Genomic DNA, 15084 nt, shown 5'->3' on the forward strand with positions numbered 1-15084 from the left:
CTAACGGAAGGAGCATTTAGAATTTTTAGTTAAAGAGCACGGTTTTTATTATTACAATGCTCCAGTTTTTAATCGAGAAAAGTTATATTTCTGGATTGGTATATAGCGAATTATAAGTTGCAACTAACCGTCGAAGCAGCCCGAGAGCCGCCTCTACCGGACGTGATTTGTTTAACTCAGCTCAACGTGATCCAGCGCCTGATTCACCGCCAGCTCGGCAATCATCACAATCTGCGCAATACCGATCGCCGTCTTGCGATGCGACGGATCGAGCGTGGCCGCGAAATTGCTGAGCATCTCACTGGCCGCCCCGAGGTTTTCACTGGCATTGGCCAGCAAACATTCAGTGTTGAACTTCGGATTGGCCAGGTACATCCGCTCGGGCTCGTTCAAGGACGACATGATCCCGGCGGCGGGGAAGAGGTAGTGATCCAGTGCACGCTCGGCGGCGTCGTGGAGTTTTTTGGAGTTCGGGGATTCGTAGGGGGAGGTGGGGTCGGTTTCGGGTGGGTTGGGTGTTGGTTTGATCATGATGTATCTCCTGGAAAGCAATCTAGGAGCCATCACCCTTCGCTACCAAACGTAAGGTGGTGGCCATGCTCAGGTTGGTAGACCGGTCCAGGAACCCGGCGCTTCCGAAGAAGCCCTGCGCACGGCCACCATAAAAAAGCAGAGACGAGAACGATCCCTGCAAAGAGGTGGCGCTATGCGCCTGGAAATACCGGGCTACCAAACCCGATCACTGATTTTCAGTGACCCCAGAACGATAAAAGCCGCATGCCAGGCGCACAAGCCGGCGGATTCTGGCGTAGTCGTAGGCGATGACGCAAGGCGTTGTAGCCTTGGGGAAGTTACGGCGCGTTGCTTTAAACGGGCTTGTTTAAGCGCTCAAAGGTGAGGGCTTATTTCCTGAAAACAGTCCCGACCCTTATTGGCTGAAAGGGAAAATGCGAAGTTATTTGGAGGTCGGAGAAGGCGGGATCGTGCGAGTAGTTCACAGCAGAGAGAAGCGCTTGGCACGGAACCAAGCGCTCAGGCGAGAGTGGGGCACTTACGGCTCCACCCTGATGTTTCAGTTTTTGCTGGCGTTCAGCTTGCGCAGTTCTTCGTAAGTCGCCGACTGGACGAACCAGAAGCCGGAAATGATGCACCAGCACAGGGTGCCGGCCACGAAGATACCCAGCGCCGGCAAGAACCCACTGGTGAAAATCGCGACGATAGCGACCAGCCAGATGAATGCCAGGGAGAGATAGAGGACGGTGTTGTTAACGCTGATGACGAAGTCTTTCACGGGGCATATTCCTTGCGGGATGTAGAAAAATTCCCCCTCTCCGGGGGGAGGCGCAAGCATGCTATCACAATGCCTTCACTGATCAAGAAAAGAGAGGTGGACTCATTATCTGAAAATAATTTCGCACTCTTTCCAGATTTTTTGGAGATATATAAGTTCAGCGGGTTTGTAATTCAAAATTTTTCAGTCTGAAAAAAGTTACCTAAAGATGCTTTTCCGGTTATTTTCCCCCGAAAGTGCTCTGTCATAGCTGATGCAAAATTCGATGCAACAATAGCAGGATCAAACTTAGCGTCGTGCTGGAAAAGCACTGCGTCGTGCATAGGTACTTTTATTTCAAACCGAGAGTCTTCGCGTAGGCGCAAAAGCGCTTTTTTGAATATTAATGACGCTGTGCCTTGAACCACTTGGCTCACAGCTGATCTTTTTTCTTGCTCCGATAATGCTCCTGTTCTATCTCGTCTCATATGATTACCCATAGATGTTCCTATAACTCCGTTTGCGCTGTATTCACTATGGATAGAGGTCTTCCATTTTTCAAAATCAGAAAATCTGTTGAAAAAGTCTTTGGCTAATTGTCTGTCGGCACCATAGTTGGCTGCCGCATCGTATAAACTGGGCTTCTTCATCCCATATGCGTATGAAAGAAATAGTCGTTTTGCTTGTTTTCGAAAGGTTTTATCTTTAAAAATTTCTTCCGATGCTGCTTCATACAAGTCGCCAATTTTGTAAAGTTCGAGCAATTCAGTGTCGTCAGATAGAGCGCCCATTATTCCTGCTTCAAATTGATCGAAATCTACATATGAAAGTAACTTTCCTTCGTCTGGGTACAATATATCTCTATGTTGCTTTGCGAGGTTTTGTAGTGGTGGGTCCTTGTAGTAAATTCGAGAGGTTATGGAGCCGAATATGTCTGTAATGGGGAATATTCTTTTTTGGCTAAGAGGGATTAGGTTAAGAACTTTTCGTGATTTTGAGATTTTCAAAAGATTTATTGCGTCGAACGCAAAGTTATCTTGCATCGGTACGAATTTTAGAACGTAGTCAACATTTACCCCGGTGAAGTCATACCCTTTGGGCTCTAGGAATTTTATTATGGCTTCATCTGTGGGAACTTCTAAAGGCATGTTATATTTCGAGGAGAAATTTTTTAGCGCCATGTAGTATTCGAAGTCGATATTTTTTTTGTGTAATCGTAACTGGTCTGTATTTATTCCAATTCCCTCGGACGTTGATATTATTAACTGTTCTGTGACTGGGCGCTCTATCTGTACGAATCGCTCCCATTCATTCTGTTGTTTAGCCTCGATTTCTATTTTCTCTGATAGCGCTATTAATGCTGCCCCTATGGCGGAAAGTACCTCCTCGTCAACCAAGGTTTTTCGATTAAATATTGCTAAATAATTCTTTACTATGGTGCTATCTGCGAATTTGCTTAGGGAGTTGGATATGTCAATTTTTTCTTTTAATTCTCTGTCCGTTCTTCTGCCTGATGTGGAAATTCGTAATTCTTCGATGTCGGTGATTGATCTTGGTAGTTTTTTTGTTGCTTGATATATCGCTGGCGCAATAAGCCAATAGTCATGGCAAATTAGCTCGGCATCTTCATTGATTATCTTTTCTGCCGACGTTTTTTCGATATTGCTGCCATCCCAGATGTACAGTAGGTCGTCACCTTGTTCACTATAGTCACGCACAAAAAGAAAAGCTTTTTTGGGGTTACTCATAGGGGCTTATCTCCTCGTAAATGCTTAAAGCGCTTGCTGGCTCCCGATCAATTAAAGGGATTCCGTTTTCGAAATAAGGCTTGGCTCGAATGCCTGTCCACAGAAGTTTTGTATCCAGGAGTGGAAGAAGTGGTGCGAGCTCATCCCTAGAGAAGTCGCTTACAGCTAACATAAAATTTCTTTTATGATAAAAAGGCCAATCTATACTAAATTTTTGGATCAGCGGTTGCAGATGTACAGTTTCGTCAGTGCAGCGTAAGTAAATAAATATTGCAGAACATTCAGATTGAAGCACATCTGAGGAGAGCTTGTTTTTTGCGAACTCGATAAGGGAGTCGCTTTTAAATTTTGCTTTTGCAAGTAGAATCCAAAGATGGAAGTTTTGCCATGAGTAAATTGAACGGTCGTGGTCTTGCAAATAAACAGCTATTTTAGATAGCTCGTCGGATGTTGGCTTTAATGTCCATAGTATTCGACAATATTGGTCGGTAGAGGCAGCATGGTCTTCGAAGGTGTTGATTATTAGTGCTTTTAGTTCTGTGCTTAGATCTGTTTGGATGTCAAATAAATTTGCTTCGGTTAATTGGATTAGGCGATTTACCGCAAAGCGAAATTGCCGCGACTGTGATTGTTTTTGATTTATACATTCGCAAATGAGTTGGTGGATGTATTTAGCTGATCTTGCAATTACTCTCCTGCTTCTGGATCGCCACATAGAGTCTATTGTTAGGCTGCGATCATCAGTTGAGGGAAAGCTTTCATCGATATCTTCTGTAGAGCTTTCGTGCGTCAGAATTTTGGTTTTTCCTGAATTTATATTCATGCCGACAGTTCTAAGTTGATTTATCAACTCGCTTAGTGCGACTTTGGCCGTTCGTGGCGAATCGCAAATTATTCTAATGTCATCAACATATCTGTAGTAATCATAATTTAGTTCGATCATTTTTTGATCGACGGCGTTTAGTACGACATTTGCGATGAAAGAGGAAGCATCTCGGTTTTGAGGGAGACCATGGTTTTCACTGTATCCCCAGCGAGATAATAGTTCGCATAGTGTTGTAATTGCGTTTCTAATAAGTAGTTTTTTTGGGCCGCTCGCTATGATTTTATCTATTCCTCCCTCAAATGCGGATCGCACAGCTTCTATAGAAATATTTTCAAAGTAGTTGATGAGGTCTGTGACTAATAAAGCTTGATTGTTTTGAAGTGCTGTTTTGGTTACGCCTTCAAATGTGGTCCATAAGTCTATTCTACTTTTGAATATATACCTTTCGGAAGTTCTATTCTCGTTATACCTATGGCTGAGAACTCTGTGGGATAGCAAGGGGTCGTAAAACGGAATCAGGAATGAGCAAATTGCTTGGTATACAAACCTGTCGTAGAAATCTGTTTCGAGGGAATATCTTAATCCTATGCTTTTTTTAGGGATGTCGTAGACTGTTCTTTTTGCGCCTATGTATTTTCCATTGCCGTCTAATATTAGTTTTTGTAAGTTATCGTGTAAGTATTTTTTATTTTCGAAAAGGTCTCGATGTTGAATGACGTCGAAGAACCAATCGTCACGCATGTCTTGTGCTAGGTGTTGTAGTACAGCGTCTATGTCTATATCAAAGGTAAGTAAGTCAGTGGGTTGCTGTTTGTCTTTGTTTTTAATGATGTTGTGGGCGGCGCAGGTTGAAAAGAGTTGGTAGATCTTTTTTTGTATTTTTTTATTTTTTGTAATGGGGTGATTTGTGATGATTTTTTCAATTATGGAGTTTATATCATCTAATATTTTTTCAGTTTCTGATCTGCCGTCTGAGGTGGTTTGTGTTTGGATTTCCTGTTCCGTAACTACTTGATCCTGCGACATATACTTTTCCTAGAAAGATCGACTTAAATCGTATTCTTAGACAGTTCACCCTAAGCCTTAACCCACCGCCCCCGACTCCAACCACTCAACCAATCCACCCCCCACACCAAAATCAGCATAGCCAAAATCACCGTCCCCGCCTGCGCCTCCTGAAACAAACTCAAGCTCACATACAACATCTGCCCCAACCCCCCAGCCCCGACAAACCCCAGCACGCTGGCCATCCGAATATTGTTCTCCCACCGATACAAACAGTACGCCAGCAACTGCGGCGCCAGGTTCGGCAGCGTGCCGTAACAGAACGCCAAAACCGGATTTCCCCCCTGCAACCGAATTGCATCCGCGGGCTCCGGCGGTGTGTTCTCCAGCGCCTCAGCAAACAACCGCCCCAATACGCCCGTGGTGTGCAGGGCGAGCGCAAGTGTCCCGGCATTCGGCCCAAGCCCAGCCGCAAGCACCATCAACGCAGCCCACACCAGTTCAGGAATCGCGCGCAGTGCATTGAGCAGCAGGCGCGCGGCACTTTGAAAAAACCAGCCAAATCGGCCAGCAGCGGGGAGTGCCAATAACAGCCCCAGCACGGCAGCAAGCAGGGTGCCAAGCGCAGACATGGCGAGTGTTTCCATCGACCCGCGCAGGATGGCCGTCAAGTAGTCGGAGCTGAGATCGGGGCTGAGAAAGCGCGCCACATACAGGCCCATCTGTTTCAGACTGTTGGGGCTGCCGAGTTCTTCGAGATCGAGCCCCAGATAGGCAAACGACGCGATGACAGCAGCGACAATGGCAAGGATCAGCAACGGATTGATCAGGCGTTTCATGCCAGCCTCCAGCGCAGCAGGCGGCTGAGTTGGTCGGCGCCGAGGACGAGGAGGAGGAAGGTCAGGAGCATGCTGGCGACTTCGCCGCCGGCGAACATGCGGATCGACAGGTCGATCTGTTGGCCGAGGCCGCCGGCGCCGACGAAGCCCATGACCACCGAGGCGCGGATGGCGCATTCCCAGCGGTAGACGGTGTAGGAGAGCAGTTCCGCGGCGACGTTCGGCAGTACGCCGTAGGCGAAACTGGCGAGGCGGCCGCTGCCGGCCTGGAGCAGGGCGTGGGCCGGGCGTTGGTCGGTGGATTCGTAGATTTCGGCGTAGACCTTGCCGAGCATGCCGCTGTAGGTGATGGCGATGGCCAGCACGCCCGCCGCCGGGCCGAGGCCGACGGCGCGCACGAACAGCAGCGCCCAGACGATTTCCGGCACGCTGCGCAGGAAGATCAGCAGTCCGCGCACCGGCCAGCGCAGCAGTCGGCCCAACAGGCTCGGGCGGCCACTGCGGGAGGCGGCGGTCAGCGACAGGGCGCGGCTGGCGAGCAGGCTGGCCGGCACTGCCAACAGCAGCGCCAGGGCCATGCCGGCGGTGGCGATGGCCAGGGTTTGCAGGGTGGCTTTGAGGAGTAATTGAAGAAACTCGCGATCATGCTCCGGTGGCCAGAACATCGAGACGAAGCGGCCCATTTCGCTCTGGCTGTCGGCGTGGAACAGCACGCCCAGATCGAGTTCGCTGAGCTGGATGCCGGGCCACAGCAAGGCAATCGCCAGCCCGGTCAGCAGCAACCGTGGCAGCGCGGCGGGGTCGCGGGTGTCGGCGCTCAGCATCGGGGAATCTGCACAATCAGCGGCGCGACGGCGGGCGCCGGGGATTGCAGTTGTTCGTTGGCGTAGAGGGTGTCGAGCATGTCGCGGCTGACCTGCGCAGACGGGCAGTCGAACAGGATTTGCCCCTCGCGCAGACCGACGATGCGCGGGAAGTGCGACAGCGCCAGTTCCACCGCGTGCAGGCTCGCGACCAGCGTGACGTTGTGCTCTCGGGCATGGCGCGACAAGATCGACAGCGTGTGCCCGGCCAGCACCGGGTCCATGGCCGAGACCGGCTCGTCGGCCAGCAACACTTCCGGCGCCTGATACAGCACGCGAGCAATGCCGACCCGCTGCAATTGCCCGCCGGACAGTTGCTGGCATTGGCTGAAGAGTTTGTCGGCCAGATCCAGCCGCGTCAGTGCGGCGCGGGCGCCGGGCACGTCGAGCGGATGCAGCAGGTTGATCAGGCTTTTGCCCAGGCTCCATTGGCCAAGTTTGCCAGCCAGCACCGCCGTCACCACCCGTTGCCGGGGCGGCAGGGGCGGCGCCTGATGCACCAGACCGATGCGCGCACGCAGGCGTTGCCGTTGGCGGGCGGACAAATGCCAGGCGCGTTCGCCCAGCACTTCGATGTCGCCGCTGCTGGGGCGAATGGCCGTTGCCAGCAGATTCAGCAGGCTGGATTTGCCGGCGCCGGACGGGCCGATGATCGCCACCTGCTCGCCGGCCTCGATGTGCAAATCCACGCCGCGCAAGGCCTCCACGCCATTGGTGTGGTGCAGAAAACCCTGTTTGAGGCGCAGCGTCATTTCAGCAAGTCGGCGGCGCGGGCGGCTTCCTCGATGCCTTTGTAATTGTCCGGGCTGGTTTCGATGAAACGGCTGGCGGCTTGCAGGTCGAGGATTTTCTTATGCTCGGGGTTGGCCGGGTCGAGGTCGAGGAAGGCTTTTTTGATCTTCGCCGCCAGCGCCGGGTCGAGGGTGCCGCGCACGGTCCAGTTGTAATCGAAGTAGGCCGGGGTGGTGGCGAAGACCTTGACCTTGTTGGTGTCGACCTTGCCGGCGTCCACCAGTTTCTGCCAGACGCTGGCGTTGAGCACACCGGCGTCGACCTTGCCGGCCTGCACCCAGGCGACGGTGGCGTCGTGGGCGCCGGAGTAGCCGACGCGGCTGAAATAGCTTTCCGGTTTGATGCCGTCCTTGAGCATGAAATAGCGCGGCATCAGGCTGCCGGAGGTGGACGACACGGAGCCGAAGGCGAAGGTCTTGCCCTTGAGGTCGGCGAGGCTTTTGACGTTCGGGTCGGCGGTGATGAATTTGCTGGTGAACTGGGCGTCTTGTTCGCGCTGCACCAGCGGAATGACCTTTGGATCACTTTTCAGCTGTGCCTGAACGAAGGTGAAACCACCGAGCCAGGCCAGATCGAGACGGTTGGTGGCCAATGCTTCGACCACCGCCGGGTAGTCGGCCACCGGCACAAACTCGACTTTCATGTTCAGTTGCTTCTCCAGATAAGACCCCAGCGGCTCGAACTTGCGCAGCAGCTCGGTCGGGGCTTCATCGGGAATCGCGCTGACCTTCAACACCTCCGCGGCTTGCGCCAGCACGGCGGACAGGGACAGGGCCAAACCAGCGGTCAGTGCCAGGGTTCGCTTGAGCATGGAATTCTCCGTTTCGTGGGCATCAAGATCAGTGCGCCGACGATGGGCAGTCATCGTCGGGTGCAAGGTCAGGTTAGACGAAACGGCGCGTCTTGCCGGTGGGAATGAAGGTGTCTGGACCGACGCTATCGCGGGCAAGCCCGCTCCCACAAGGACGGCGCAAATCCTGTGGGAGCGGGCTTGGTCCGGGCGGCGATCCGACGATGACGTCAGCACAATCAAACCCGTTCCTGGGCGGATCCGGGGCTCAGTCAACCTGCGCAAATCGCTCCACCAGCCAATCGATAAACACCCGCACCCGATTGCTCAAATGCCGGTTCGGCGGATACAGCACATGAAACGGATACGCCGGCGGGCGCCAGTCTTCGAGGATCGGCACCAGTTCGCCGCGCTCGATGGCCGTCCTCACCGTGTAGCTGAAGGTGTGGATGATCCCCAAACCAGCAAGGCCTGCTGCCAGATGCGCGTTGCTCTCGTTGACGCTGATCAGGCCTTTGCCTTCGATCTGATGGCGTTCGCCGTTGCGCTGGAAGTTCGATGGCAGGATGCGCCCGGTGGAGGCCGAGCGGTAGGCGATCACCTGATGGCTGGCCAGTTCGAGCGGGTGGCTCGGGGTGCCATGGCGTTGCAGATAGTCGGGCGTGGCGCAGGTGGTCCAGGACACTTCGCCGAGACGGCGCACGGCCAGGGTTTGTTCGGTCAGGGGGCCGCCGCGAATCACGCAGTCGACGCGTTCGCTGATCAGATCCACCGGGCGGTCGCTGACGCCCAGGTCAATCTGGATGTCCGGGTAGCGTTCGAAGAACTTCGGCAGTTCGGGGATGACCAGCATCGTCGCAGTCGAGCCGCCGATGTCCACGCGGATTCTGCCGCGCGGCAGTCCCTGAGCCTGGCTGAAACCCTGATCGATATCGTCCAGTTGATGCAGCAGTTGTTGGGTCAGCTGGTAATAGGAAGCGCCGTCGGCCGTGACGGTGAGGCGGCGGGTGGTGCGTTGCAGCAGGCGCACGCCGAGGTGGTTTTCCAGTTGGCCGATCAGTTTGCTGACCGTGGTTTTCGGCAGGTTCAGCGAGTCGGCGGCTTTGGTGAACGAACCGCTTTCCACGACGCGGGCGAAGGTGCGGATCGCCATTAACTGATTCATCGGTTCGGGCTCAGTGGATTGGACAGGGCTGAGTATTGTGCATGCGTGTGCACAAACAAAACCGATTTAGCGGATTTTTCAATTCAATCCATCGGCCTAAAGTCGCTTCCAACGGCTCACCTACGACCCGTCACCTTCCTCGAAACGGTTACTGGAGATTCATCATGAGCAACAGACTTGAAGGCAAAATCGCACTGATCACTGGCGGCACCACCGGCATCGGCCTGGCCTCGGCGCAGGAGTTCGTCGCCCAGGGCGCTACCGTATTCATCACTGGCCGTCGTCAGGCCGAACTGGACAAAGCGGTCGCCGCCATCGGCCCGCGAGCCATCGGCATTCAGGGAGATGTGGCGAATCTGGAGGATCTGGATCGCATCTACAGCGAGATCGCCGCGAAGGCCGGGCACCTCGACATCCTGTTCGCCAACGCCGGCGGCGGTGACATGCTGCCGCTGGGCTCGATTACCGAAGAGCACTTCGACCGGATTTTCGACGCCAACGTGAAGGGCACGCTGTTTACCGTGCAGAAGGCCTTGCCGCTGCTGCGCGATGGCGCATCGATTCTGCTGACCTCATCGACCACGTCGGTGCAGGGCACGGAGAACTTCAGCGTCTACAGCGCGAGCAAAGCGGCGGTGCGCAACTTCGCCCGGTCGTGGCTGCTGGACCTGAAACCACGGCGCATCCGCGTCAACGCCATCAGCCCTGGCCCGGTGCGTACGCCAGGTCTGGCAGGGTTGGTGCCGGCGGAACACACCCAGGGGCTGTTCGATCAACTGGCGTCTATCGTGCCGATCGGGCGTCTGGGCGAGCCGAGCGAGATTGCCAAGGCTGCGCTGTTCCTGGCCTCGGATGACAGCAGCTTCGTTAACGGTATCGAGTTGTTCGTTGACGGCGGTACTGCGCAGATCTGATTTAAGTCGTTTGATGCCCCGGCACTTGTTCAGTCGAGTGCCGGGGTTCTTCCGTTTCTTCGTCCGGCGCGTTGTCCCAGATCAGGCGCGGGTCGAAGCTCATGGCCGAGAGCATGGTGAACACCACCACCAGGCCGAAGAACAGAATCCCCGGTCGCGGCTCGATATCCCCCAGCGCCTGGAATTTCACCAGTGCCGCCACCAGCGCCACCACCAGCACATCGAGCATCGACCAATAGCCGATCAGCTCGACGAAGCGGTACAGCTTCGAACGCTCTTTGCGCGCCCAATGACTGTCCCGTTGCACGGTGACCAGCAGCAAGGTCAGCGCCACGAATTTCACCCCCGGCACGGCGATGCTGGCGATGAAGATGATCAGGGCGATGTCCCACGCGCCGTGTTCCCAGAACTCCAGCACGCCGCTCATGATGGTGCTGTCGGCGCCACTGCCGAGCAGGGTGGTGTTCATCACCGGCAGCAGATTCGCCGGTACGTAAAACGCCAGCGCCGCGAACATGTAGGCCCAGGTGCGGGTCAGCGAGTTGGTCTTGCGTCGGTGCAGCGGTGCGTCGCAACGCGGGCACTGGTGCGGTTCGCCGGTCATGTCGCAGGCCAGTCCGCAGCTGTGGCAAAAGCACAGGTTGAGTTCGGTTGCCGTCGGTGGTCGTTTCACAGGATCTCCCACAATTCACGCACGTCGCGCCCGGCGATGCGGATCAGCAACAGACTGAGCACGGCCAAGGCAAACAGGCCGATGCCGGGAATGACGTCGAGCATGCCCGCCAGTTTGAACACCGCGACCATGGCGCCGAGCAGGCACACTTCGAGCATGCTCCAGGGTCGCAATGTCTCCAGCCAGCGCATGCACAGCTTGAACGCGGGGCAACGGCGCGAGGCGAGGGCGAAGCTCAAGACCCAGATCAACAAGACCAATTGAAAGGCCGGGGCGATGATGATCGAAATGGCCGCGACCATCGCCATGAACGTGATCGGCCCCTGACTCAGGGCCAGCACCGAATCCCACAGGGTCGCGCTGTTTTTCAGGCCCTTCATGCTGATGCTCATCACCGGGTAGAAATTGGCGAACAGCCACAACATTGCCGCCGTGAAACTCAGGGCCAGGCGCTGCTCCACGCTCAGGCCGTTGTAGCGCTGGAGCACGCCGCCGCACCGCACGCAGAGGGTCTTCTGGTGTTTGGCCAGCGTGACTTTTTCGTACACGCAGTCGCAATGCTCGCAGATGATCAGTTGATCGGTGCTGGCCATGGGACGCTCGACGGGAGGAGGGCTTGAACCCCTTCACTATAGAAGCGCTGGGGCATTCAACAACTTTCACCTCGCGAAACGCGCCTGTGGCGATGAAATCAGCAATCCTGCGGGGAAGAGCAAACTGTCCTGGTACCGGATTTCCGGGCGTGTCAGAGGACCGGGTGCGTGGCGTCCTCTGCCGCGATGGCAGCCCGCACGCTGGGACGCTCGGCGATGCGCGCCATGTAGTTCGCCAGCGCTGGCCAGTCTTCAATGGCGATACTGAAGGTCGGAAACCATTTCAGCACCGTGAACAGATAGGCATCCGCTACGCCGAACGCCTGCATGAGAAAGGGCTGGGTGGCGAGGATGCGGTTCAGGTAATCCAGACGCTTGAACAGCTTGTGCTTGAAGATCGTTTTGCTCGCCTGGGCAAACTCGCTGCTGAACAACGGCGCGCTGACCCCATGAATTTCCGCGCTGATGAAGTTCAGGTATTCCTGCAGACGCGAACGCTCCCAGGTGCCATTGGCCGGGGCCAGCGCATGGCCGGGTACGAGGTCGGCGAGGTACTGCAGAATCGCCGGACCTTCGGTCAGCACATCACCGTTATCCAGCATCAGCGCGGCCACGTAGCCCTTCGGATTGATCTGGCGAAAGTCCCGGCCATCGGCGGTTTGCTTGGTCTGGTTGTTGACCCGGATCAGCTCGAACGGCAGTCCAAGTTCGCGCAACACGATGTGCGGCGACAGCGAGCAGGTCATGGGGGCGAAGTACAGTTTCATGGGATCTCCTTTCTGATGAAGCCTCAGAATCGGCTATCGCCACGCTGCTTCGCAAAGGACAAATCCAGTGCTAGCGTATGACAAAATCTCATGGACTGAAGAGGTCATATGCTCCCCCGACTACCATCGCTCAATGGATTGAGAGCCTTCGAATGTGCGGCCCGGCACCTGAGTTTTACCCGCGCCGCCGAAGAATTGAGCGTCACGCAGACTGCGATCAGCCATCAGATCCGTCGCCTTGAGGATGAACTCGGCGTGCGCCTGTTCTTGCGCTCGAAGGACGGGTTGGCGCTGACGGAAGAGGGCAGCGCCTATTTTCCCGGTGTGCGTTCAGCATTTCGGGAGTTGCGCCATTCGACCGAGCGTTTGCTGGAGTCCAGCGACCACAGCGTCCTGACCATCAGTACTTTGGTGTCGGTGGCGTCGAAATGGTTGTTGCCGCGTCTGCCGTCGTTTCGCGAGGCGCATCCCGAGATCGATGTGCGGATCAGTGCCATGACCCGACTGGTGGACTTTCGCAAGGTCGGCGTTGACGCGGCGATCCGCTACGGTAACGGCGAATGGCCCGGGCTGCGGGCTGACTGGTTGATGTCCGACGAGATCTTCCCGGTGTGCAGCCCACGACTGCTGACCGGCGACAAGCCGTTGAAGACGCCGGCGGATCTGGCCCATCACCCGTTGCTGCAAGTCAGCGGCCTGACCGCCAACGACTGGAACGACTGGCTGCACGCGGCAGGCCAGCCACCGCTCACGGCCAAAGGCCCGCGTCTGACTTTCGATCTGGCAATGATGGCCGTGCAGACTGCGATTGACGGGCAGGGCGTGTGCATCGGGCGCTCGACCTACGTCGATGACGATTTGCGCGCCGGGAGGCTGGTGGCACCTTTTGATCTGAGGCTGAAGTCCAGTTCGGGTTTCTACTTTGTCACGCCCCAGGAAAATGCCGAGTCGAAAAAGATCGTGGCATTCAGGCAATGGCTGTCAGAAGTGCTGTGAGTTGTATGCGCGTGTATCAATGGTGCCGCCATACACAATCGGGTAACAAACCCCGACCTCAGGACACATCCCGCGTACATGCCTCGCCCAAAGTAGTTACCAGCACATCACTACTTCCAAGAGGGCAATACCATGCGCCGCACACTTCTGATGACCGCAGCCGCCGTACTCGTTTCGATGACCGGCCTCGCCCACGCGGCTGACACCCCATCCGCCGCCCCGGCGAAAAACTGGCAGCAGGGCCTGAGCCGAACCGATCTGGTCCGTCAGGACCTGGGGGCTGCGGATCGCGAAGTGATCCAGACCCGCGTCGACTTCGAACCGGGCGTCACGTCGCCCAACCACGCGCATCCGGGTGTGGAAGTGGCCTACGTGATCAGCGGCACGTTCGAATACCGTCTCGAAGGCCAGGCACCGGTGACGCTCAAGGCGGGTGATTCGCTGTTCATCCCGGCGGGTATAGCGCATATCGCGAAGAACGTCGGCAACGAGAAGGGCTCGGAACTGGCGACTTACATCGTCAAGAAGGGCGAGCCGCTGCTGATTCTCAAGCAGTAACGGTCGCTGAAACGAAAAGGCCTGCCGATCTGGCAGGCCTTTGTGCGTCAGGTGTTCAGCGTATCAGTGGGCGTGCAACGGGTAGTCGGTATAGCCACGCTGATCGCCGCCAAAGAACGTGCTCGGGTCCGGTGTATTGAGCGCCAGGCACTCACGGATTCGCCGAGGCAGATCGGGGTTGGCCAGGAACGGTCGGCCAAACGCGATGATGTCCGCACGGCCGTCGGCCAGTGCCTGTTCCGCCGACTCGGGGTCGTAGCCGCCGGCGATCATCAGCACGCCACCCCACGCATCACGCAACTGAGCGATGATCGCGTCCCAGCGCGGGTCGAAGTTTTCATCCTTGACGGTGCCGACCACGGCCGGCTCGACCAGATGCAGGTAGGCCAGCTTCCAGCGGTTCAGCGAACGCACGATGTAGCCGAATGTGGCTTCCGGCGATTCATCGCCCATGCCCATGAAGCGGCCCATGGGCGTCAGGCGCACGCCGACACGGTCGGCACCGACTTCGTCGACCACGGCCGCCACCACTTCCAGCAACAGGCGCGCACGGTTTTCCAGCGTGCCGCCATAACCGTCAGTGCGCTGGTTGCTGTTGCTGTTGATGAACTGATCCAGCAGATAGCCGTTGCCGGCGTGAATTTCCACGCCATCCATCCCGGCGTTCAGCGCATTGCGCGCGGCGCGGCGGTAGTCGCTGATGATGGCGGCGATTTCCGACGTTTGCAGTGCGCGGGGTACGGGTACGTCGCCCCAGACACCGTTGCCCTCGTCGTCGACGATGAAGGTCTTGCCCGGCACAGGCAATGCGCTTGGCGCCACCGGCAGTGCGTTGTCAGGTTGAAAGCTTGGGTGCGATACGCGGCCCACATGCCAGAGTTGCATGAAGATCAACCCGCCGGCCTCGTGTACCTGGCGGCTGACTTCACGCCAGGCTTGCACTTGTTCATCGTTGTAGATGCCAGGCGTCCATGCGTAGCCCTGACCCTGGCGGGAAATCTGCGTGGCTTCGGTGATGATCAGCGCGGCACTCGCACGCTGGCGGTAGTACTCGGCGTTCATGGACGTCGGGATGTCGCCCGGCTGGCCGGCACGCGAGCGTGTCAACGGCGCCATCGCCACCCGGTGGGGAAGTGTGTAGGGGCCGAGGGCGATGGGACGGAACAGTTGTTGTGTCATGGGGGGCTCCATTCTTCGAAAAGGGTCGGTGGATGGTGTCGGGTATTGGGTCCGGCACCGGATGGCCCTACGTTAAGCGGCTGTCCGGCGCTTGATAATCCACACG

The 15084-nt window shown here is 56.3% G+C and carries 16 protein-coding genes; 3 read left to right on the forward strand and 13 right to left on the reverse strand.

Annotated elements, in window-relative coordinates:
* Positions 1 to 171 precede the first annotated feature (171 nt).
* The 9 genes from IHQ43_RS13465 to IHQ43_RS13505 form a co-directional block, all read right to left on the reverse strand.
* Positions 172 to 531 carry a DUF6124 family protein gene (locus IHQ43_RS13465; protein WP_192564759.1) on the reverse strand — a complete coding sequence of 120 codons (360 nt, stop codon included), beginning with the start codon at positions 529 to 531 and terminating at the stop codon, positions 172 to 174.
* 541 nt (positions 532 to 1072) lie between these two features.
* Positions 1073 to 1291, reverse strand: coding sequence for a hypothetical protein (locus IHQ43_RS13470; RefSeq protein WP_011333849.1), 219 nt, complete (start codon positions 1289 to 1291; stop codon positions 1073 to 1075).
* A gap of 173 nt (positions 1292 to 1464) precedes the next feature.
* Positions 1465 to 3018, reverse strand: coding sequence for a DNA polymerase (locus IHQ43_RS13475; protein WP_192564760.1), 1554 nt, complete (start codon positions 3016 to 3018; stop codon positions 1465 to 1467).
* Positions 3011 to 4870 carry an RNA-directed DNA polymerase gene (locus tag IHQ43_RS13480; protein ID WP_192564761.1) on the reverse strand — a complete coding sequence of 620 codons (1860 nt, stop codon included), beginning with the start codon at positions 4868 to 4870 and terminating at the stop codon, positions 3011 to 3013. The genes IHQ43_RS13475 and IHQ43_RS13480 overlap by 8 nt, the downstream gene beginning before the upstream one ends.
* 50 nt (positions 4871 to 4920) lie before the next feature.
* A complete protein-coding gene (gene phnE / locus IHQ43_RS13485; protein WP_192564762.1) occupies positions 4921 to 5688 on the reverse strand; it encodes a phosphonate ABC transporter, permease protein PhnE in 768 nt (255 codons plus the stop codon).
* Positions 5685 to 6512 carry a PhnE/PtxC family ABC transporter permease gene (locus IHQ43_RS13490; protein WP_192564763.1) on the reverse strand — a complete coding sequence of 276 codons (828 nt, stop codon included), beginning with the start codon at positions 6510 to 6512 and terminating at the stop codon, positions 5685 to 5687. Before IHQ43_RS13490 ends, phnE begins: the two co-directional genes overlap by 4 nt.
* Positions 6506 to 7303: a phosphonate ABC transporter ATP-binding protein gene (locus IHQ43_RS13495; protein WP_192564764.1), complete on the reverse strand. Its 798-nt coding sequence runs from the start codon at positions 7301 to 7303 to the stop codon at positions 6506 to 6508. Before IHQ43_RS13495 ends, IHQ43_RS13490 begins: the two co-directional genes overlap by 7 nt.
* Entirely contained in the window at positions 7300 to 8154 is an 855-nt protein-coding gene (locus tag IHQ43_RS13500; protein ID WP_102718319.1) for a putative selenate ABC transporter substrate-binding protein, read from the reverse strand. The genes IHQ43_RS13495 and IHQ43_RS13500 overlap by 4 nt, the downstream gene beginning before the upstream one ends.
* 247 nt (positions 8155 to 8401) lie before the next feature.
* A complete protein-coding gene (locus tag IHQ43_RS13505) occupies positions 8402 to 9298 on the reverse strand; it encodes a LysR family transcriptional regulator (protein WP_192564765.1) in 897 nt (298 codons plus the stop codon).
* A gap of 164 nt (positions 9299 to 9462) precedes the next feature.
* Here IHQ43_RS13505 and IHQ43_RS13510 point away from each other — a divergent pair, with 164 nt between their 5' ends.
* Positions 9463 to 10212 carry an SDR family NAD(P)-dependent oxidoreductase gene (locus IHQ43_RS13510; protein ID WP_192564766.1) on the forward strand — a complete coding sequence of 250 codons (750 nt, stop codon included), beginning with the start codon at positions 9463 to 9465 and terminating at the stop codon, positions 10210 to 10212.
* A 1-nt stretch (position 10213) separates the two neighbouring features.
* On the opposite strand, the gene IHQ43_RS13515 is transcribed toward IHQ43_RS13510, so the two are convergent.
* From IHQ43_RS13515 to gstA, 3 genes are all read right to left on the reverse strand, one after another.
* Positions 10214 to 10885 (reverse strand): paraquat-inducible protein A, encoded by a 672-nt coding sequence (locus tag IHQ43_RS13515; protein ID WP_192564767.1) that lies wholly within the window; start codon positions 10883 to 10885, stop codon positions 10214 to 10216.
* Positions 10882 to 11478, reverse strand: a complete 597-nt coding sequence (locus IHQ43_RS13520; protein ID WP_192564768.1) for a paraquat-inducible protein A — start codon at positions 11476 to 11478, stop codon at positions 10882 to 10884. The genes IHQ43_RS13515 and IHQ43_RS13520 overlap by 4 nt, the downstream gene beginning before the upstream one ends.
* Positions 11479 to 11630: 152 nt before the next feature.
* Positions 11631 to 12245 carry a glutathione transferase GstA gene (gene gstA / locus IHQ43_RS13525; protein WP_192564769.1) on the reverse strand — a complete coding sequence of 205 codons (615 nt, stop codon included), beginning with the start codon at positions 12243 to 12245 and terminating at the stop codon, positions 11631 to 11633.
* 108 nt (positions 12246 to 12353) lie between these two features.
* Here gstA and IHQ43_RS13530 point away from each other — a divergent pair, with 108 nt between their 5' ends.
* Positions 12354 to 13241: a transcriptional regulator GcvA gene (locus tag IHQ43_RS13530; RefSeq protein WP_192564770.1), complete on the forward strand. Its 888-nt coding sequence runs from the start codon at positions 12354 to 12356 to the stop codon at positions 13239 to 13241.
* Positions 13242 to 13373: 132 nt separating this feature from the next.
* Positions 13374 to 13799 (forward strand): cupin domain-containing protein, encoded by a 426-nt coding sequence (locus tag IHQ43_RS13535; protein ID WP_192564771.1) that lies wholly within the window; start codon positions 13374 to 13376, stop codon positions 13797 to 13799.
* Positions 13800 to 13862: 63 nt separating this feature from the next.
* Here the strand turns inward: IHQ43_RS13535 and IHQ43_RS13540 are convergent, their stop codons facing one another.
* A complete protein-coding gene (locus IHQ43_RS13540) occupies positions 13863 to 14978 on the reverse strand; it encodes an alkene reductase (RefSeq protein WP_192564772.1) in 1116 nt (371 codons plus the stop codon).
* Between the last annotated feature and the right edge of the window lie 106 nt (positions 14979 to 15084).

Origin of the sequence: Pseudomonas gozinkensis (assembly GCF_014863585.1) — a bacterium.
In the GTDB taxonomy this organism is placed as follows: domain Bacteria; phylum Pseudomonadota; class Gammaproteobacteria; order Pseudomonadales; family Pseudomonadaceae; genus Aquipseudomonas; species Aquipseudomonas gozinkensis.